The 18,544-nt window shown below is 60.9% G+C and carries 18 protein-coding genes; 10 read left to right on the top strand and 8 right to left on the bottom strand.

The features are described from left to right. Positions 1 to 25: 25 nt before the first annotated feature. Positions 26 to 703 carry a TIGR04211 family SH3 domain-containing protein gene (locus K4O48_RS09100; RefSeq protein ID WP_222911688.1) on the top strand — a complete coding sequence of 226 codons (678 nt, stop codon included), beginning with the start codon at positions 26 to 28 and terminating at the stop codon, positions 701 to 703. A 28-nt stretch (positions 704 to 731) separates the two neighbouring features. Here K4O48_RS09100 and K4O48_RS09095 read toward each other — a convergent pair whose 3' ends face one another. Further along, positions 732 to 2,849, bottom strand: a complete 2,118-nt coding sequence (locus K4O48_RS09095) for a putative bifunctional diguanylate cyclase/phosphodiesterase (RefSeq protein ID WP_222911687.1) — start codon at positions 2,847 to 2,849, stop codon at positions 732 to 734. Between the two features lie 553 nt (positions 2,850 to 3,402). Between K4O48_RS09095 and K4O48_RS09090 the strand changes: the two genes are divergently transcribed. Genes K4O48_RS09090 through K4O48_RS09065 form a run of 6 tightly spaced genes read left to right on the top strand, consistent with a single transcriptional unit; the run spans position 3,403 to position 8,840 of the window. Then, positions 3,403 to 4,254, top strand: a complete 852-nt coding sequence (locus K4O48_RS09090; RefSeq protein WP_222911686.1) for an STAS domain-containing protein — start codon at positions 3,403 to 3,405, stop codon at positions 4,252 to 4,254. Next, the gene (locus tag K4O48_RS09085; protein ID WP_222911685.1) at positions 4,254 to 4,616 is read left to right on the top strand and encodes an STAS domain-containing protein; all 363 of its coding nucleotides are present in this window, start codon (positions 4,254 to 4,256) and stop codon (positions 4,614 to 4,616) included. Before K4O48_RS09090 ends, K4O48_RS09085 begins: the two co-directional genes overlap by 1 nt. Further along, positions 4,613 to 5,017 carry an anti-sigma regulatory factor gene (locus K4O48_RS09080; protein WP_222911684.1) on the top strand — a complete coding sequence of 135 codons (405 nt, stop codon included), beginning with the start codon at positions 4,613 to 4,615 and terminating at the stop codon, positions 5,015 to 5,017. Before K4O48_RS09085 ends, K4O48_RS09080 begins: the two co-directional genes overlap by 4 nt. Continuing rightward, on the top strand, positions 5,014 to 6,024 hold the full coding sequence (locus tag K4O48_RS09075; RefSeq protein WP_222911683.1) for an ATP-binding protein: 1,011 nt from the start codon (positions 5,014 to 5,016) through the stop codon (positions 6,022 to 6,024). The genes K4O48_RS09080 and K4O48_RS09075 overlap by 4 nt, the downstream gene beginning before the upstream one ends. Next, complete coding sequence (locus K4O48_RS09070; protein ID WP_409518930.1) at positions 6,017 to 6,889, top strand: sensor histidine kinase; 873 nt, start codon at positions 6,017 to 6,019, stop codon at positions 6,887 to 6,889. The genes K4O48_RS09075 and K4O48_RS09070 overlap by 8 nt, the downstream gene beginning before the upstream one ends. After that, a complete protein-coding gene (locus K4O48_RS09065; RefSeq protein ID WP_222911682.1) occupies positions 6,879 to 8,840 on the top strand; it encodes a response regulator in 1,962 nt (653 codons plus the stop codon). The genes K4O48_RS09070 and K4O48_RS09065 overlap by 11 nt, the downstream gene beginning before the upstream one ends. Positions 8,841 to 8,867: 27 nt before the next feature. On the opposite strand, the gene K4O48_RS09060 is transcribed toward K4O48_RS09065, so the two are convergent. From K4O48_RS09060 to arsS, 4 genes are all read right to left on the bottom strand, one after another. Then, complete coding sequence (locus K4O48_RS09060; RefSeq protein WP_222911681.1) at positions 8,868 to 9,077, bottom strand: DUF3079 domain-containing protein; 210 nt, start codon at positions 9,075 to 9,077, stop codon at positions 8,868 to 8,870. A gap of 95 nt (positions 9,078 to 9,172) precedes the next feature. Further along, the gene (locus tag K4O48_RS09055) at positions 9,173 to 9,847 is read right to left on the bottom strand and encodes an RES family NAD+ phosphorylase (RefSeq protein ID WP_222911680.1); all 675 of its coding nucleotides are present in this window, start codon (positions 9,845 to 9,847) and stop codon (positions 9,173 to 9,175) included. Further along, on the bottom strand, positions 9,847 to 10,248 hold the full coding sequence (locus K4O48_RS09050; protein ID WP_222911679.1) for an MbcA/ParS/Xre antitoxin family protein: 402 nt from the start codon (positions 10,246 to 10,248) through the stop codon (positions 9,847 to 9,849). The genes K4O48_RS09055 and K4O48_RS09050 overlap by 1 nt, the downstream gene beginning before the upstream one ends. A gap of 186 nt (positions 10,249 to 10,434) precedes the next feature. Next, positions 10,435 to 11,412 (bottom strand): arsenosugar biosynthesis radical SAM (seleno)protein ArsS, encoded by a 978-nt coding sequence (gene arsS, locus K4O48_RS09045; protein WP_222911678.1) that lies wholly within the window; start codon positions 11,410 to 11,412, stop codon positions 10,435 to 10,437. Between the two features lie 136 nt (positions 11,413 to 11,548). Between arsS and K4O48_RS09040 the strand changes: the two genes are divergently transcribed. After that, positions 11,549 to 12,229 carry a DUF2064 domain-containing protein gene (locus K4O48_RS09040; protein WP_222911677.1) on the top strand — a complete coding sequence of 227 codons (681 nt, stop codon included), beginning with the start codon at positions 11,549 to 11,551 and terminating at the stop codon, positions 12,227 to 12,229. Beyond that, positions 12,219 to 12,953: a hypothetical protein gene (locus tag K4O48_RS09035; RefSeq protein WP_222911676.1), complete on the top strand. Its 735-nt coding sequence runs from the start codon at positions 12,219 to 12,221 to the stop codon at positions 12,951 to 12,953. Before K4O48_RS09040 ends, K4O48_RS09035 begins: the two co-directional genes overlap by 11 nt. A 16-nt stretch (positions 12,954 to 12,969) precedes the next feature. Here the strand turns inward: K4O48_RS09035 and K4O48_RS09030 are convergent, their stop codons facing one another. From K4O48_RS09030 to K4O48_RS09020, 3 genes are all read right to left on the bottom strand, one after another. Next, a complete protein-coding gene (locus tag K4O48_RS09030; RefSeq protein ID WP_222911675.1) occupies positions 12,970 to 15,333 on the bottom strand; it encodes a DNA polymerase II in 2,364 nt (787 codons plus the stop codon). Positions 15,334 to 15,631: 298 nt separating this feature from the next. Further along, entirely contained in the window at positions 15,632 to 16,540 is a 909-nt protein-coding gene (locus K4O48_RS09025; protein WP_222911674.1) for a chemotaxis protein CheV, read from the bottom strand. Positions 16,541 to 16,649: 109 nt separating this feature from the next. After that, positions 16,650 to 17,837, bottom strand: a complete 1,188-nt coding sequence (locus K4O48_RS09020) for an acetyl-CoA C-acyltransferase family protein (RefSeq protein WP_222911673.1) — start codon at positions 17,835 to 17,837, stop codon at positions 16,650 to 16,652. Positions 17,838 to 18,193: 356 nt separating this feature from the next. Here K4O48_RS09020 and K4O48_RS09015 point away from each other — a divergent pair, with 356 nt between their 5' ends. Then, positions 18,194 to 18,505, top strand: coding sequence for a hypothetical protein (locus K4O48_RS09015; RefSeq protein WP_222911672.1), 312 nt, complete (start codon positions 18,194 to 18,196; stop codon positions 18,503 to 18,505). Positions 18,506 to 18,544 lie beyond the last annotated feature (39 nt).

The following is an 18,544-nucleotide window of genomic DNA, read 5'->3' as shown; positions in this document are numbered from 1 at the left end:
CTTTTTTTTCAGCGCGAAGATCACCATGCTCCTATCTCGACACCTCGTTGCCCTGCTCTCCCGTTTTGCCTGGTCAAGCTCTCAGCGCCGCGCTTTTCGTGCGGGCCTGGTCGGCACCCTGCTGGCCTTCGTCATTCCCGCCCACGCGCAGCAGGCGACCACTGATCGCTGGGTCAGTGACACCTTGAGCACCTACGTCCGCAGCGGCCCCACCGATGGCTATCGCATTGTCGGCAGCCTGACGTCCGGACAGAAAGTCGAGCTACTCGAAACCCAGGGCGACTACAGCCAGGTACGCGGCGAGAACGGCGATCGCGTATGGATCCGCAGCAGCGACCTGCAGGACGTTCCGGGCCAAGCCGAACGCCTGCCACAGCTCGAGCAACAGGTCGCTGAACTCAGCGAAGAATTGAAAACCATCGACGACAGCTGGAAGGCACGCGTCCAGGGCATGCAGGAGACGCTGGACTCACGCAAAGCGTTGATCGATGAACTGGAGGCACGGCGCAAGGCGTTGGACGAAGCCCTTACGGCTACCGAATCGGACCTGCGCGACGCGGAAGCGCGCCTGGGCGACGAGAACAATCAGGTGCTGATGCGCTACATGGTTTACGGCGGCAGCATCGCCGGTGCCGGTCTGCTTGCTGGACTGATCCTTCCCGCCATGACCCGCGGCCGCAAGCGCAACGACCGCTGGTTCTAAGGCCGTACCGGGGCCGAGCTGAATGCGTTCAGCCCGGCTCCATCACCTCGTCTTCCACCGGCAGAGTGAATACGGACTGCCCAGGCTTCGGCGCCGCGAGACGTTGACGAATCTGCTCGGATGTCATCGGTCGATCCAGCAGATAGCCCTGTAGCGTTTCGCAACCAAGCCCGGTCAGAAAATCCTGTTGTTCCGCTGTTTCCACACCTTCCGCCACTACTTCAAGGCCCAGCGCCTTGGCCAGCGCAATGATCGCCGAAACGATGACCGAATCTTCATTGCCGGCACTCATTTCCTTGACGAACGCGCGGTCAATCTTCACTTCGCTCGCCGGGAGACGTTTCAGGTAAAGCAGGCTCGAATAGCCGGTACCGAAATCGTCAATGGACGCTTTGATACCCAGCGCAGTGAGCTTTTCCAGTGTCTCGATAGTCGTTTCCGGGCTGCGCATCGCCGTGGATTCGGTGACCTCGATCGTCAGCTTTTCCGGCGCAATGCAATGGCGCTCAAGCGCCGACGTGACCGATCCCAGCAAATCCTGCTGCTCGAACTGAACAGCTGAAAGGTTGACCGCGACGGTCCAGTGACTGGAGCCCTGAAGATGCCATTCACGCAGTTGGCGACACGCTTCGTTGAGTACCCATCTGCCTATGGGAATGATCAGCCCGGTTTTCTCAGCAAGCGGCAGAAACACATCCGGCGAGAGCAACCCACGCTGAGGATGCTGCCAGCGCAGCAGTGCCTCGAAGCCTCTGACCGGCCCGACTGGCGCCTCGAACTTCGGCTGGTAATGGAGCCTCAACTCGCCGTGTAACTCAGCCAACCTCAGATCATGAAGCAGCTGCAGCTGCTCAGCGGCGTTGGCGTTCATCGATGCCTCGAAGAAGCTGTAACCGTTTCGCCCGGCACGTTTGGTGTGGTACATCGCAGCGTCGGCATGCAGTAGCAGGTCCCGCTCGGTCTCGCCGTCGCCCGGGAAAACGGCGATGCCGATGCTCAGCGACACGCTCAGTTCGTAGCGCGACAACGCAAAGGGCGCGTCGACGCATTGCACCAGTTTCGCCGCCAGGGTTGCGGCATCATCCGGGCCAGAGATCGAAGCCAGCAGGACGAACTCATCGCCGCCCAGGCGGGCCAGCGTGTCCTGCGCACGCACACAAGTGCGCAGACGTTCGGTTACGCTGACCAGCAACTGGTCGCCGATGTGGTGCCCAAACGCATCATTCACTGCCTTGAAGCCGTCCAGGTCCATGAACATCACGGCAAAGCAGGACTGTTCGCGCTGCGCGACCTTCAGCGCCTGGCCCAAGCGATCTTCCAATAGCAGACGGTTGGGCAGGCGTGTCAGGTTGTCATGCAGCGCCAATTGGACGAGTTCGGAATTGGCTTTTTCCAGCGAACTCGCCAACACCGAGGTCCGTGCCTGCAGACGCGCATCAAGGACGGAGACGATCAAGGTGATCGCCAGCACCGCCAGCGTCAGCACGATGATCAGCAAAGCCAGCCAGTTGGCGTCCACGCCATTAGCCGCGCCGCAATAGCTGCCTTCCGGGAAGCTGGCCGCTGCCATGCCGGTGTAGTGCATGCCGACAATCGCCAGGCCCATGACCAGTGCCGCCCCACCACGCCAGGCCCGCACGTGATTCAAATCGGCGCGCAGACGAAACGCCAGCGACAGCGCGGCGCCCGACGCCAGAACTGCGATGACCACCGACGCAATCAGCCATCCCAGGTCATAGGCAATTCCCGGCTGCATCCGCAACGCCGCCATGCCGCTGTAATGCATCACCGCGATGCCAGCACCGATCAACACGGCACCCTGGACCAGACGGTTCCACGGCAGATCGCGCTGGCATACCAACCACAACGCCAATGCGGACGCCCCAATGGAGACGGCAAGCGACCCCGCGGTCATTAGCGGGTCGTAACCCAGCGGGATCGGAAGGCTGAACGCGAGCATGCCGATAAAGTGCATCGACCAGATGCCCAGCCCCATTGAAAAGGCTCCGCCAACCAGCCATAGCCGCGCCGCGCGGCCTTCGGAAAGCGCCACCCTGCCCGCCATATCCAACGCGGTGTAAGACGCCAGCACGGCAACAACGAAGGAAAAGAATACGAGGATGTGGTTATAACTACCGACCAGCATTGGCCTGTCTTCCTGCAAAAAGGCGCGGATATTGACCCAACAGCAGGCAAAGGCGAAGTGCTATTACATGACCCCTGGCGCTTCTTCCGATACACGAGTTGCGGTTACTCGTACCAAGTGTCGGCACGGGCGATAACGGCTGAAGGGATCCGGTGCGATTATCTGCCGAGTGGTGGTCAGCCGCCCTCATGCACGACCACGAGAGCACGTCATTGGTGGCAAACGCGTCGACTCATTGCGCGTCTGGGCCGTGGTTAATCCTTGACCAAGTCAGTAAGTTAAGGCGAAATGCCATCCACTCAACATTGGCACAGGCGAGACAAGCGCCGCTGGCCTTCTCAAGCACTTACCGTCAACGGTTCGCGGGCCAGGGCTGCTTAACCAGGCCCATCCGTCCAGCTGTTTTGGGATGTGCTGTCAGTCAATCAACGTTCATCGCCTTGGTCGATGTAGCACCCCAGCTGCTTCCAAGCGGAACACCAGCAGTCCTTTCGAATCATATCCGCATGTCCGGCATCCTCCAGCATGCTCACCCACTCAGGAATCAGCACTAATGGCTCTTTTGCAACAACGCACGTTGAACGTCATTGCCAGCAAGCAGACAGATCTGCTCAGTAACTGGACCGCGGAGCTGGAATCAACTGGCCTGTACCGGAACATCAAGCCGGAGGAGTTCCGTCAGCAGACTGCGGAGTTTGTTCGCCTGTTGATTGCGGGCGCGGGCAGAACCGAATCGGGCGACCTGCGCGAAGCAAGCTGGGACGAAATGCGTCAGTACCTTGAGAAGCTTTCGTATAGCCGTGTGCAGCAGGGCTTCGATTCTCAGCAAACAGCGGGCTTTATCTTCTCGTTCAAGCGACCACTGATGCCGTTGTTGCAGGGTGAATACTCTGAAGAGTCGGCGATGCTGGCTGAACAATTGTGGGCATTGTCCGAACTGATCGACGATCTGGGGTTGCAGACCGTGCGCGCATTCCAGAAATCGCGCGAGGCGGTCATCAAGCGTCAGCAGGAAGAACTGCTGGAGCTCTCGACCCCGGTCGTCAAATTGTGGGATGGCGTGTTGGCGCTACCAATGATTGGCACCCTTGATTCGCAGCGTACTCAGGTCGTGATGGAATCGCTGCTGCAGCGCATCGTCGATACCGGTGCGGAAATTGCCATCATCGACATCACCGGCGTTCCCACGGTCGACACACTGGTGGCGCAGCATTTGCTCAAGACGGTCACAGCGATCCGCCTGATGGGCGCAGATTGCATCATCAGCGGCGTGCGTCCGCAGATCGCCCAAACGATCGTTCACCTGGGTCTTGATCTGCAGGGCATCGTCACCAAGGCTTCCCTCGCCGACGCGCTGGCGCTGGCCCTTCGCCGTTCCGGTCTGACCGTAACCAAGGCGGTCTAATGGAACGCATCCCAATACTGCGAATGGGCGACTTCCTGCTCGTTACCATTCAGGTCGACATGTACGACCAACTGGCCATGACGCTGCAGGACGACCTCGCCGAACGCATTAGCGCAACATCGGCCCGTGCCGTTCTGATCGACATTTCCGCGCTCGACATGGTCGACTCGTTCATCGGGCGCATGATCAGTTCCATCTCTGGGCTCTCTCGCATCATGGATGCCGAGACCGTGGTCGTCGGCATGCAGCCCGCTGTCGCGATTACGCTGGTGGAACTGGGCTTGACGCTGGAAGGCGTCAGTACGGCGTTGAACGTTGAGCGAGGCATGCAGTTGCTGCGCAAGCGGATGGCCGACAAATGAACATACGCGACAGCGGAAGCCTGCCGGTACGCATCGAGCAGGACGTAGTGCTTGCGCGTCAGGCTGTCCGCAAGCTCGCCCAAGAGTGCGGCATGCGATTGATCGACCTCACCAAACTCGTCACCGCGGTCAGCGAGCTGGCTCGTAATACCGTGGTGTACGGCGGGGGCGGCGACATGGATTGGGAGGTCGTCGAGGATGGCGCCCGTACCGGAATCCGCCTGACGTTCCGCGACGAGGGTCCCGGTATCCCCGACATCAAGCTGGCCATGACCGATGGTTGGACGTCCGGCAGCGGACTTGGGCTGGGGCTTACCGGCGCGAAACGGCTGGTGGATGAATTCGAACTCGACAGCACGCCGGGTATCGGTACGCGTATCAGTGTGCTCAGGTGGTCATGAACCAGCACGGCTCGCTGACTCACGTTTTACCCATCGACGAAAGCAGCCAGATTGGCCACGCGCGCCGCTTCGCCCAGCGTTTCGCAGTGGAACTCGGGTTCGATGAAACGGACGCCGGGCGCGTGGCGCTGGCCGCAACCGAGCTGGCAACCAATCTGCTCAAGCATGCTCACCAAGGTGCCTTGCACCTGCGCTCAACCGCTACGCAAAGCGGGACCGGCGTCGAGATCGTCGCAGTGGATCGCGGCCCAGGCTTCAACATCAATGAATGCCTGGCCGATGGATTCTCCACCGGCGGTACCCAGGGGACCGGGCTGGGTGCGCTGATGCGGCAGGCGCAGGTGTTCGACGCGCACTGCGATCACCGGGGTTCGGTTGTGCTCGTGCAACTGTTCCGGCGCGGTGATTCGGCGTCGTCCGTGCGGGTCGGCATCAGCCAGCACTCGCTCAATGACGATCCGGCATGCGGTGATGTATGGCACCTGGCGGTTGACGACCAGCGGATCAGCGCGCTGGTCATCGATGGAATCGGTCACGGTGAGGATGCGCAGGAGGCCGGCTTCGCGGGCGCGCGGGCCTTCGCTGTCGCGCCCTTCGCAGAGCCTGAGAGCAGCATCAATGATATGCATCAGGCCATGTGCGGGACTCGCGGGGGTGCCGTAGCGGTCGCCCTGTACGACGCGCGCGTTGGAAATCTGCGTTTCGCCGGCATTGGCAACATCGGCGCCAGCCTGCTCACCGCCGAGAACAGTCGAGGGCTTGCTTCTCATCCCGGGATCGTCGGCTCGCAGTTCCGCAAGGCGAGAGCGTTCGACTATCCGGTTGAAGGTGACCATTTATTAATCATGTACAGCGACGGGCTGCAGTCACGGTGGAACCTGCGTGATTACGCTGGGCTGGTGTATCGCCACCCGGCTGTAATTGCTACGGTGCTGCACCGTGACTACTGTCGCGGACGCGACGATGTGACCGTTATGGTGATTGCTTTGGAGGCGATGCGTGATTGATCCGACCGGCTGTAACGAGCCCGATCCCAGCCAGGTGGAACGACTGCGTAGCGAGATCGAATCGCTGCGTGCGGAGCTTGAGGATACCAATCAGGGCGTGCTCGCACTGTATGCCGAACTGGACACTCAGGCGGAGCAATTGCGCCAGGCGTCAGATCTCAAAAGCCGCTTCCTGTCCTATATGAGCCATGAATTCCGCACGCCGCTCGGGTCCATCCGCAGCATTACCCGTTTGCTGAGCGATGAACTTGACGGCCCGCTGAGCGATGAGCAGCACAAACAGGTTCTGTTCATCAGTAGCGCGGCGTCCGAGCTGACTGACATGGTGGATGATCTTCTCGATCTGGCGAAAATCGAAGCCGGCCGCATCAGCGTCTCGCCCGCATGGTTCGACATGCTCGACCTGTTTGCAGCATTGCGCGGCATGTTTCGTCCGATTGTCGACGGCAGCACCGTGGACCTCATTTTCGAGGAGCCGCAAGGCCTCCCGCGTCTCTTCACCGATGACAAGAAGCTGGCGCAGATCCTGCGCAACTTCATTTCAAACGCGCTGAAATTCACCCAGCACGGCGAGGTGCGCATTTCGGCCCGGCGTGAAGGCGAACAGGAGGTCCGCTTCGCGGTAACCGACAGCGGCATCGGAATACCCGAGGAGCTGCACGGCAATCTGTTCGAAGACTTCGTCCAGATCGACACGCCACTGCAGAAGCGTCTGCGTGGAACGGGCCTCGGGCTTTCATTATGCAAACGCTTCGCCGAGCTGCTTGGCGGGCGTGTTGGCGTCGAAAGCACGCCGGGGGTTGGCTCGACATTCTTCGTGATCATCCCCTTGTCGGTCACGACGGAGCCGGACGATGGAGCGTAAGAGCAATCTGTTGGTTGTCGACGACAACGCCGCAACGCGTTACGCCATACGCCGAGTACTTGAGCGGCATGGCTACGCCGTATTCGAAGCAGGGACCGGTACTGAGGGGCTGGCGCTTATCGCCAGCGATGAAATCGACGCGCTGATCCTGGATGTCAATCTGCCGGACATGAGCGGCTTCGACGTGGTTCGCCAGTTGCGCGCGGACGAGCAGACCCAGCTGCTGCCAGTCATTCACGTATCCGCTGCATCCATCCAGACCGGCGACATCATTACCGGTCTGGATGCGGGTGCGGACGCCTATCTTATTCATCCGGTCGACCCGGACGTGCTTCTCGCTACCCTGCGCACGTTGCTGCGGGTGCGCGACACCGAGTACGCACTGCGTGAAAGCGAAGCACGCTTCCGTGAGATCTTCACCCATGTGGCCGCGCCGATTGCAGTGATCGATGCGCAGCTGCAGGTGCGTGAGCGCAACCAGGCATTCGAAGAGCTGCTCGGCGACCGGCACGGGCCTACTGCGTTGCTCACGTGTCTGGCCGGCAATCAGGAAGACAAGCTGCAACAACTCCGGGACGGTCTTGCCAGTGGCAGCCGTTGGCAGGGAACACTAACCATGCAGGTGGCCGGTGAATTGCGGGAGACGAAGTGGCAAGTCTCGCCCTATCGCACCGTCGACCTGGGCCTCGTTTTTGTCGAAGACATCACCGAGCAACGCCAGCGCGAGCGCTCGCAATTACGGCAGCTTGACAGTGTGAACAGCGAGCTGGCACGTGAAGTGGCCGAGCGCGTACGCACCGAAGCACAGCTGATGCAGGCCCAGAAAATGGATTCTCTGGGCAAGCTGACCGGCGGCATAGCCCACGACTTCAATAATTTGCTGACTGGCATCATCACCGGCATCGAATTGCTCAAGCAGCGATTTCAAGAAGGACGCCATGATGCGGTGCTGCGCTTTGCCGATACCGCATTGGGCTCCGCCCGCAGTGCCGCTTCGATGACCAACCGCTTGCTGGCGTTTGCCCGCCAGCAACCCCTGGATGCCCGTCCCGCTGATCTCAACGACCTGATTCGCTCGCTGGAAGAGCTTCTTCAGCGAACCATTGGCGAGCACATTGTGCTGACCCTCGACCTGTGCGAGAACGGCGCGGTCGCGCAGGTAGACGCCAACCAGCTCGAAAGTGCAGTGCTGAATCTGGTGATCAACGCCCGTGACGCATTGCCCAAGGGCGGCAATATCATCATCCGTACGCGTTCGCTGCAGTCCACCGGCAACGCAGAGCTTGTCGACGGCGGCTACGTCGCGCTAAGCGTGACGGATGACGGCACCGGCATCGCCCCGGACGTCATCGCCAAGGTTTTCGAGCCCTTCTTTACGACTAAACCGCTCGGCCAGGGCACCGGCCTTGGCCTGTCTTCGATTTATGGCTTCGCCCGGCAATCTGGCGGCGAAGCACGGATCGACAGTACCGTGGACCGTGGGACCGAGGTGACGCTGTTGTTACCAGCAGCCACTGAACATTGCGAAATTGTGGTGCCAATGGGTGAAACACCGAAAGGCAACAATGAGCATGTGCTGATCGTCGAGGACATGCCAGCGGTGCGCATGCTGGTAGCAGAAATGCTCAGCGAAGCAGGCTATCGCTGCAGCGAGGCGGGTGACGTCGGGACGGCGCTGTCCGTGCTGCAAAACGACCCGAGCGTGGATCTGCTGCTGACCGATGTTGGTCTTCCAAAACTTTCTGGTCGCGAACTGGCCGACGCGGCTCGAGCGCATCGCCCATTGCTGCCGGTGCTGTTCATGACGGGCTACGCGGAGAACGCGGTACGTCGTGATCGTTTTCTCGCCGAAGGCATGGACATGGTGATCAAGCCCTTCGAGATCGGCGAGCTGCTGGCCAAAGTACGCAGAATGCTTGATCTCTCCAAGCCGGGCCGGTCGTCGCTCTGAACGAGCCCGAACGGTTCGATCCGGACGTTACTCGGCTTTTTCTGCCGGCTTGTCGGTCGCAATCAAATCGAACCCCCAGTCGCCGTACAGGTACCAGTCGTCACCCATCATCTCAGCGGGATGTTGTGTGCGGCCCGCCCCGTTGCCGCAGGCGAGCGAGTCGGCTGGACAGTAGCGATCACACCCCCAGCAGATACGCTCGGGATGGGGTGGGTTCATCGGAAATTTCTTGGCCATTTTCGGGGCCTCGCGTGGCGTCACCTGAGTGCTCAGGTTAATGAGCCGACTCCTGCAAAGACTTGACCAGACTCAAGAACGCATCCCGCTAGGGTTCAGACCCGTATTTCGCTGATCTGCAGAATATGCGTAATTGCGCCCGCGCGGCCGTCCCATACGTAGCGGAAATGCGGCCCCTGTACCGGTAGAGAGACAGCTTGGGGGCGGAAAGCTGCAACGCATTCATGCCCTTCCAGCCGGACACTTCGATACAGCAGCCCCCAGGTTTTGCCGTCTCGATGCTCGCGGGCGAACGCCTGGCTGTTGCCGTATGCCGCTGGGTCAGGCTGATGCAGTTCGGGCATTTTCCGCACGTCTATGAGCGGTTTGATGACCTTGTTCACGTAGGCGCGCATGGTGATTTCAGCGCTGGCCTCCCGCGTGGCTGCAAGAAAACGTTCCTGATGAAACTTGGTTTCCGCGATAGCCGCATCGATTGAACTGGCGCAGTAATAAACACCGTAGCTGCCATCGCTGAAGCGGCTGGCATTGCCGATATGGGTAAACGCGGCCATTACTGGCGTCGAGCCCGGCCCGCTTACGCGATCACCCGGCGAGACGCGTTGCAGCAAGCCGGCCTCCTCTCGCAGACGGTCGTTAGTCATCGCCTCAAGGGCAAAGGCAATCTCAAGATCGTCCGGGCTGAGCGTGTCCTCGTAAACATCCAGGGGCGGAAACGAGCTATTGATGATGCGGTAAGCCCGCCGCCACGAGGGCAAGATCGCCTGCATCAGCCCCGCACCCAATCGAGGTAACGACGCACATCGGCCAGATCCACCACTTGCCCACCCAGCATGTACTCGAGCGCGCTCATACCGTTGAAGGGAGCGGTATCGTTAGGCTTGTGCACCCATTCGTATGCCCGCTCCGCCTGATTGCTGAACAGGATGCGCAGCGCTTTATGGATGCCCATCAGATAGGAAATACGCTCCAGCGTATCCCTCGGCAAACGAACTTCCGGAAGCTTCTTGTATTTGAAATAGGTCGTGTTGCCCACCGAGCCAAGCAGAACGCGTTGCTGCTCGGCGCTGCAATTCCACAACCGCATCAGGTTGAAGAAGAACGTCAGCGCAACTCGCCCCGCATCCGGAGAGGTAATGTCCGGCTTGGTGACCGCCTGTTCGAGTTTCATCTTCAGCTCCGCCTGTTGAATTCCACTACGAACAGGATACTCCACATATGAATACTTTCAATACTAAAATACGCATGCGGATATTCATCGGACTTGGCGGTACTGGAGCGCAACAACTGCTGTCCCATACATACGTGCTTGGCGGATAGGAGATGAATAGTTCGCTTTAACGCCTTCTTGCGCCGATCAGTCGCGCAACGCACCGCCACAACTAGATCCCTGTCCCGCCGTGCAGGCGTAACAGTGGTCGCGAGTGACAATCGGATTGCCATCCAGGGCCGGCATCGCGAGCAAATCGCGCAGGTGCGCACGTTCCCGGCTGATGATCCGGGGAAACGCCATCGGCAAGTTCAGCATCTGATTGAAATCACAGTCGTACAAGTAGCCTTGCCAGTCCACACTCACCAGCGTGCGGCACATGACGGCGTCCAGATTTTCTGGCCGATAACTGTCACGCAGCAGTTGCATATAACCGTTGAACTGCCCCTTGCTCACCAGCGTGCTGCCGAATCGAGCAATTGGTTGATTGGTGATGGTCAGCAAATGATTGAAGCGAATGCCGAACGCGTCGGCGAGATGCGTCTTGTAGTCGTTTTCCAGCGGACCTTGCGCTGGAGGCAGTGATGGTCCCTGCGGGTTGTAGACCAGGTTCAATATCAGCCCGCTCGCGTCGTCTCCATAGCCCAATGCATTGAGCCTGCGTAGCCCGCTGATACTGGCTTCGAACACCCCATCACCACGCTGCCGATCGACATTTTCCTGGGAGTAACAGGGCAACGAGGCGGTTACTTCCACGCGCTGATCGGCCAGGAATTCGGCTAGGTTTTCATAACCTGGCTCGCTCAGAATGGTCAGGTTGCAACGGTCAATCACGCGCAGCCCTTCGCCGCGGGCATGGGTGACGAGCTCTCGAAAGCGCGGGTGCATCTCTGGCGCACCACCGGTCAAATCAAGCGTCTGCACCGGATGTGCATCAATGACCTGATGCAGCAACGTCAGGCTTTCGTCGGTCATCGCCTCCTCGCGTGTCGGCCCGGCATTGACGTGGCAGTGCAGGCAACGCTGATTGCAGCGGTAGGTTAGATTGACCTGTAACGCCTCCAGCCGCCCCCGCTGGAGGGGGGGAAAGTTCAGCGCATCGAGCAACGGCAAGGTGTTACGCATGGCAATCGCGACTCCTGTGGTCAGTTGTTTCGATTCCCCAGCGTCTCAAGGTTACGCCCGCATAACCGCGAAAAACCGGCAGCACACATTCAGAATAGTCAAAGCTGATGCGTACTTTTAGCGAAAGGAGAGCGACGTGACGTTCGATCCGGCCGAGCCCTGCCTGATTCTGGTGTGTAAGCGCCCAGCGCCGGGCCATGCGAAACAGCGACTGGCCGCTACGTTGGGGCAGCAGGCTGCACTGCAGGCGGCGCAGGCCCTGCTCGCCTGCGCACTGGAAGACTTGCAGCAATGGCCTGGCCCAACAGCGATCGCACCAGATAATCCGCAGCATCTAGGCTGGTCGCAAACGCTGAATCGCCACGCGACTTGTGTGGCACAAGGGGACGGTAATCTCGGGGAGCGTTTGAATGCGCTCGACCGTACCCTGCGCAGCGCTGGCCAGCACCGGCTGATGTACATCGGCAGTGACTGCCCTGCCCTGCGCCAATGCGACTACCTGCACGTCGCTGCGCTGCTGCAGCGCTTCGACACGGTGCTGATGTCAGCCCGCGACGGCGGCGTCGTGCTGATGGCCTCCTCTCGTCCCTGGCCGGACCTCCGCGACCTGCCCTGGAGCACGGAGCGACTCGGCAGTTCCCTCGCGCAGCTGTGCCGCGCGGCCGGGTACAGCGTTGCCGTTGCCGGAGAGACGTTCGATATCGACCATGCCGAAGACCTCAACGACCTGGCCGAGGCGCTTCGCGACGACTGTCGTCCCGCGCGTCAGGCATTGCTCGCCACGCTTGAACGTCTCGGAATCCGCAATGATGTCTGAACCCATCGGTATCAGCGTGATCATTCCGTGCTGGCGTGACGAGCTGCCTCTTGCGCAGCTGCTCCCGCACCTGGCCTCGCTATTCCAGACGCCTGGTTTGGGTGGCGAAATCGTCGTCGTGGACGGCGCGAGCAGTGAAACCTGTAGGGCGCTCTGCCTGCGCCACAACGCGGCCTGGCTGCCGACCGAGCCCTGTCGCGGCAAGCAGCTCCGGCTAGGTGCCAGCCAGGCGCACTTTCCGATCCTGTGGTTCCTGCACGCCGACGCCCATCTACACGGCAATCCACTGTCCTCGATTCAGGCGGCTCTCGGCTCGGGTGTGAGTGGTGGCTATTTCAGGTTTCGTTTCGCCGGGAAGCCCGGCTGGCAGGGCTCTCTGCTCGAGCGGCTGATTACCCTCCGCAATCATGTCGGCGTGCCCTACGGGGATCAGGGCTTGTTTGTGACGGCGCAGGCCTACCGACGCTGTGGTCAGCACAGTCCCTGGCCGTTGTTCGAAGAAGTCGAACTGGTGAAAAGCCTTCGCAGCGAAGGGCGATTTACGCGGCTGGAGGACGGCGTCCGCGTCGATCCACGACGATGGCACCGCGACGGCTGGTGGCGCCGCTCACTGCGCAATCGATGGCTGGCGTTTCAATTCGCCTGTGGCGTGCCCGCAGAACGTCTCGCTGAGCGTTATACGGCGCGACGGCCGGACCGGACCGATACCGATACCGAGCGTTGACCAGGACCGTCACCGTTCAGAAAAGCCCAAGCTGATCGTCAATCAGCGCTGAGAAACTGTCATTCACGAACGGCAGGATGGCGTCGGCAATGGGCTGCAGCTGGCGGTCAACATAGTGCCCATAATCGATCGGCGCCCGCCGCACTTCGAGCGGTTCCGGGCCGGCCACCGTCATTAGATAGCTGATCCAGCCGCCGTTCTGATACTGCCGTTGGCGGCCGTGCTGCAGGTTGTATTCGTCGGCGATCCGGGCGGCGCGCACATGCGGCGGCACGTTGCGCTCGTAGTCATCCAGGCGTCGGCGCAGGCGCTTGCGGAAGATCAACAGCTCGTCCAGCTCACCGGCCAGGGTGCGCTGGACATAGTTGCGCACGTAGTCCTGGTAAGGCTCGCGGTTGAAAATGCGGCGGTACAGCTCCTGCTGGAACTGCTGGGCCAGCGGCGACCAGTCGGTACGCACCGTTTCCAGCCCCTTGAAAACCAGGCCATCGGTGCCATCGGGACGTGACACCAACCCCGCATAGCGCTTCTTGCTGCCCTCCTCCGCCCCGCGAATGGTGGGCATCAGGAAACGCTTGAAGTGGCTCTCGTACTGCAGCTCCAGCGCGCTCTGCAAGCCATATTGCTGTCGTAGGTGCTCGCGCCACCATCGGTTGATCTGCTGCACCAGATGCGTGCCGATACGCACCGCCTCCTCGTCACTGTGCGCGCGTTTGAGCCATACGAACGTGGAGTCGGTATCGCCGTAGATCACGCTGTAGCCTTCAGCCTCGATCAGTTCGCGGGTGCGCCGCATGATCTCGTGGCCGCGCAGCGTAATCGACGAGGCCAGGCGCGGGTCGAAGAACCGACAGCCGCTGGAGCCGAGCACCCCGTAAAAGGCATTCATGATGATCTTCAACGCTTGGGACAACGGCTTGTTGCCTTCGCGCTTGGCCGTCTCACGGCCTTCCCAGACGCGCTCGACAATCGCCGGCAGGCAATGTCGCGTACGGGAGAACCGTGCACCGCGAAAGCCTGGCACTGAGTCGTTATCCTCCGGCCGCCGCATGCCTTCGACCAGCCCCACCGGATCGATGAGAAACGTGCGAATGATCGAGGGGTACAGACTCTTGTAATCCAGCACCAGCACCGATTCATACAGGCCTGGCTGCGAGTTCATCACGAAACCGCCGGGGCTGGCCTCCGGCGGTCGCTCACCAAGGTTCGGCGCAACGAAGCCCTGGCGATGCATCAGCGGGATGTAGAGATGCTCGAACGCCGCCACCGATCCGCCGCTACGGTCGGCCGGCAGCCCAGTGACCGTTGCACGTTCGAGCAGAAAGGTCAGCAGCTCGGTCCTGTCGAAAATCCGCGTGACCAGCTCGCAATCCTTGAGGTTGTAGCGCGCGAGCGCGGGCTTGTCCTCGGCGAACATGCGGTTGATTTCATCCATGCGCTGATACGGCGTGTCGATGGCCTTGCCTTCGCCGAGCAGTGTCTGCGCGACATTTTCCAGGCTGAACGAGGAAAAGCTCCAGGTCGCCGAACGAAGCGCCTCGATACCATCAATGATCAGCCGGCCTGCGGCGGCTGCGAAGAAGTGATTGCCCCGGCTGCCGTGCTCGCGCCAGGCCATCTCTTCACCGCCCCGCCCCAGGCGCAGCGGAACCTGGTAGCGCTGCGCCTGGTCGCGCAATACGCGCAGATCGAACTGCACCAGATTCCAACCGATAATGGCGTCCGGATCGTGCAGCGCCATCCACTCATTGAGCCGCTCGATGAGCCGTTTACGGCTGTCGCAATATTCCAGTTCAAAATCCACGGCGGAGCTGTTGCCGTTCGCTGGGCCGAGCATGTAGACCTGGCGCTGCCCGCAGCCTTCCAGCGCAATGGAATACAGTTCGCCGCGCATGGTGGTTTCGATGTCCAGCGAGACGAGCCGGAGCTGCGGACGATAGCCCGGTGCCGGCTTTATTTGCGCGTCCAGCAGCACGCCGTCAGCATTCGGTTGCCCGGTAAAACTCACAGGCGCAGTGATGAAGCGCTCCATCAGATAGCGCTCGGGCGGTCGGATGTCGCCCTCGTATACATCAAGCCCGGCACTGCGGAGGCGCTTGTCGAGCCCCATTAGTTGACGGTGCTGCTTGCAATACAAACCGACCACTGAACGGTGACGGAAATCGGTCAGATTCAACGGGCGCAGTTCGACGTCTCGCTCGCCCTTGAGCAGCATCTCAACCTTGCGCCGTTGCTCCGCCGGGACAAAAGCCACCGACGGTTGATTCGGTACGCGTAGGCGACGCGGCCCGGCATCGGTCGCCAACCAGAACTCCACCTCGGTACCGGCCGCCGTGTCGCGCCAGTGTCGGGTGAGGACAAAGCCCTGCTGCAGGTCCACCGTTCGCCGTCCTTACCGTTTTGAAGCGCTCATTCTACGTGCCATTGAGGCGCAGTCCCACGGCGCGCTCGACGGGGAGCGTTTCGAGAAGTCGTGGCAACGACGGAGGGAGACGACCAACTGAGCGGTAAGCGGCGACCGGCAGTTTGCCAAGTGCATACTGGCACCACGGCCACCGCTGGCTGAAGCGGGGTACGGGGACAACGGGCTTGGCTGTCAGCCGCTTGGTGGTATGACGTTATGCTCCGACGGCCCCGAGGTCGCTGGGGCCATTATCACGATAAGTGCGGCGCCGGGCTCAAGCCACCGAGCTGTCTTCGCCCAGGTGCACTACCCGAGCGGCGCGCAGCATGCACTTGGCCATTTCCGGGGGTGAAAACTTGGTGAGGATGTCGTTGGCGCCGGCGGCCTTGGCTTTGTCGGTGCTGATGGTGCTGTCCAGCGACGTGTGCAACAGCACGTAAATCGACGCGTAGTCCGGGTGGTTCCGCAGCGCTTGGGTGAACGAATAGCCGTCCATTTCTGGCATTTCGATATCCGAGACCACGACGTTGATCGCCTCGTAGCTGTCCTTCAGGCTGTCGAGCTTGGCGAATCCTTCGCGGGCGCTGCGGACCGCATGACAGGTGACGCCCATTTTCGTCAGCGCTGAAACCGACATGTGAATGGCCACCTGGCTGTCATCCACGATCAAGGCGCGAGTTTCAGTAAGCAGTTGGGCATCCTGATCATCGAGGTGGGAAATGTCCGCCTCGCCTGGAACCGGGGCGATATTGTGGATGACCTTCTCCACGTCGAGGATCTGAATCAGCTCGCCGTCCACCTCAGCCGTGCCGGTGATAAACGAGTTGTGCCGCGCACCGTAGGGCGGCGGCAGAATTTTCGACGATTGGATATGCACGATCTTCACCACTGCCTGCACGTGCAATCCCTGCTTCGAACGGCTGATCTCGGTGACGATCAGGCAGCCTCCTTTGGGGTCCTGCAGGGGCGCCATGCCAATGGCCATACTCAAGTCGATCACCGACAACGGCTGGCCACGAAGGGTGGCGACGCCGCGCACATGGGGGTGTGATTCTGGCAGCCGGGTCAGCGCGGGGGTCGGAATGATCTCGCTGACCTTCAACAGATTGATCGCCATCTGCTTGCCACTGCGCAGCGTGAACAGCAGAAGCGATAAGGCGTTGGTGGCGGATGCGTTGTTCATGAATAGTCCTGTGGGAAAGCCGGTCTCGTGCGTAGATATCACCCTCGCCTGAGCTTGTCGGCCGCCCCGCCGGAATCTTCAATCGAAATCGCTGCGCCTGACGAGCCGTTCAACAGCGTTCGAAAAGTGCCGCGATCCCCTGCCCACCGCCAATGCACATCGTCACGAGCGCATAGCGACCCTGGATCCGCTGCAGTTCATGAATGGCTTTGACGCTGATAATTGCACCCGTCGCACCCACCGGATGGCCTAGGGAAATTCCCGAGCCGTTGGGATTGACCCGAGCCGGATCCATGTCCAGCTCCTGCATCACGGCACAGGCCTGGGCGGCGAACGCTTCGTTGGCTTCGATCACGTCGATCTGGTCCAGGCGGATCCCGGTCCGTTCGAGCAGTATGCGCACCGCGGGAACCGGACCGATTCCCATATACGCAGGCTCAACACCCGCGTGGGCGTAGCCGACCAGCCGGGCCATCGGCGTCAACCCAAGCGACCGAGCGCGCCCCGCCTCGGCCAGCACCAGGGCAGCAGCACCATCGTTGAGGCCCGAAGCGTTGCCCGCGGTCACGGTGCCAATTTCTTTCTTGAAAACTGGTTTTAGCGCAGCGAGACGTTCGGCCGTCAGGTCTGGCCGCAGATGCTCGTCCGTGTCGAACTGACTGGAACCCTTGCGGCCGCGGATTTCGACCGGAACGATCTGTTCGCGGAAATAGCCATTTTCGAGTGCACGGGCCGCTCGCTGCTGACTCTCGAGCGCCAGCGCGTCTTGTTGCTCACGGCTGATGCCATAACGCTCGGCGACATTCTCTGCTGTCACGCCCATATGGAACTTGCCCCAGGGATCATGCAGCAGCGTGTTCATGTAATCGATGGCCTGGCTATCGCCGAGGCGCGCGCCCCAGCGCATGTTTGGCAGGATGAAGGGGCCGCGGCTCATACTCTCGGCACCGCCACCAATGGCGACGTCGGTGTCACCCAGGAGGATGGATTGCGCGGCTGAAATCACCGCTTGCAAGCCAGAACCACACAACCGGTTGACGTTGAACGCAGGCGTTTCCAACGGGATGCCGGCATCGACTGCTGCAACGCGCGCCAGATAGCCATCGCGCGGTTCGGTGGGTATCACGTTACCCATCACCACGTGGCCAACGGCATCCGGTGGCGTACCCGAGCGCTCAAGCGCGCCGCGGCAGGCTGTGGTGGCAAGAGTGGTCAGGTCGACGTCTTTCAGCGCGCCACCAAAGGAGCCGATAGCGGTTCGGACAGCGCCGACAATGACGATTTCGCGTTCTGACATGGGACTCTCTCTCAGATTTTCAGGTGCGCCGGTCATCGGCGCGAGGTTTCGGCCGATCCTAGCCAGATGACACAGGAGCACAACAAGGAAAACCCGCAGACCCGATCTGCAGATTTGCAGAACTTATGGGTCATCCCTTCGAGTTCGCCAGGCGCGTCAGCGGTTCAGTAGCCGTTCCGGCTACCGACGAAGACCCGCTTCCAATGGTTAGCTTCCAATACGCCATGCCACCTGCAGCGTGAAACAGCTCCGTCCAGGTCGACCCTGACCGCCGCACGCTCATCGCAACCGGGACCGCAACGGGAACGATCGGCTGCCGCCTCGGGACCAACTCAGATAACCCAAGGAGGTCCAGCATGAGCAAGGCCGTTAAACCAGACGCCGAGCAGCCCTACTTCGAGACGCCAGCTCACATCCCGAGCGGCAGCGACCACCAGATCCCGCATAGCCATCGGTTGGTCTATAGAGACCACGACGTGATCGTGCACATCACCGGCTACGAGTACGAAACCTTTGGCGAGACACTCTGGGCCGTCGGTGCCGAAGTGGTGAAGGATCGCGAGATCATCGTCCCGGTCAGCGTCGACCAAACGCAGCATTACCGGAGTTTCGACGAGGCGCTCGAGCGCGGATGCGACATGGGGAGGGATCTGGTCGATCGTCTCTAGCCCAAATCATGTGGTTCGAACACAGCTTTCGCTCACCCA

Origin of the sequence: Pseudomonas sp. DNDY-54, from assembly GCF_019880365.1 — a bacterium.
GTDB lineage: Bacteria > Pseudomonadota > Gammaproteobacteria > Pseudomonadales > Pseudomonadaceae > Stutzerimonas > Stutzerimonas stutzeri_P.
The sequence above is the reverse complement of the archived record's forward strand: the minus strand, read 5'-3'. Positions and strand labels throughout refer to the sequence as shown.

Coding starts and splice junctions, on each gene's coding strand:
- K4O48_RS09020 (WP_222911673.1), bottom strand. CDS start 17,837: ATGTCAGAACGCGAAATCGTCATTGTCGGCGCTGTCCGAACCGCTATC.
- K4O48_RS09080 (WP_222911684.1), top strand. CDS start 4,613: ATGAACATACGCGACAGCGGAAGCCTGCCGGTACGCATCGAGCAGGAC.
- K4O48_RS09015 (WP_222911672.1), top strand. CDS start 18,194: ATGAGCAAGGCCGTTAAACCAGACGCCGAGCAGCCCTACTTCGAGACG.
- K4O48_RS09085 (WP_222911685.1), top strand. CDS start 4,254: ATGGAACGCATCCCAATACTGCGAATGGGCGACTTCCTGCTCGTTACC.
- K4O48_RS09090 (WP_222911686.1), top strand. CDS start 3,403: ATGGCTCTTTTGCAACAACGCACGTTGAACGTCATTGCCAGCAAGCAG.
- K4O48_RS09095 (WP_222911687.1), bottom strand. CDS start 2,849: ATGCTGGTCGGTAGTTATAACCACATCCTCGTATTCTTTTCCTTCGTT.
- arsS (WP_222911678.1), bottom strand. CDS start 11,412: ATGCGTAACACCTTGCCGTTGCTCGATGCGCTGAACTTTCCCCCCCTC.
- K4O48_RS09060 (WP_222911681.1), bottom strand. CDS start 9,077: ATGGCCAAGAAATTTCCGATGAACCCACCCCATCCCGAGCGTATCTGC.
- K4O48_RS09065 (WP_222911682.1), top strand. CDS start 6,879: ATGGAGCGTAAGAGCAATCTGTTGGTTGTCGACGACAACGCCGCAACG.
- K4O48_RS09075 (WP_222911683.1), top strand. CDS start 5,014: ATGAACCAGCACGGCTCGCTGACTCACGTTTTACCCATCGACGAAAGC.
- K4O48_RS09055 (WP_222911680.1), bottom strand. CDS start 9,847: ATGCAGGCGATCTTGCCCTCGTGGCGGCGGGCTTACCGCATCATCAAT.
- K4O48_RS09025 (WP_222911674.1), bottom strand. CDS start 16,540: ATGAACAACGCATCCGCCACCAACGCCTTATCGCTTCTGCTGTTCACG.
- K4O48_RS09035 (WP_222911676.1), top strand. CDS start 12,219: ATGATGTCTGAACCCATCGGTATCAGCGTGATCATTCCGTGCTGGCGT.
- K4O48_RS09050 (WP_222911679.1), bottom strand. CDS start 10,248: ATGAAACTCGAACAGGCGGTCACCAAGCCGGACATTACCTCTCCGGAT.
- K4O48_RS09100 (WP_222911688.1), top strand. CDS start 26: ATGCTCCTATCTCGACACCTCGTTGCCCTGCTCTCCCGTTTTGCCTGG.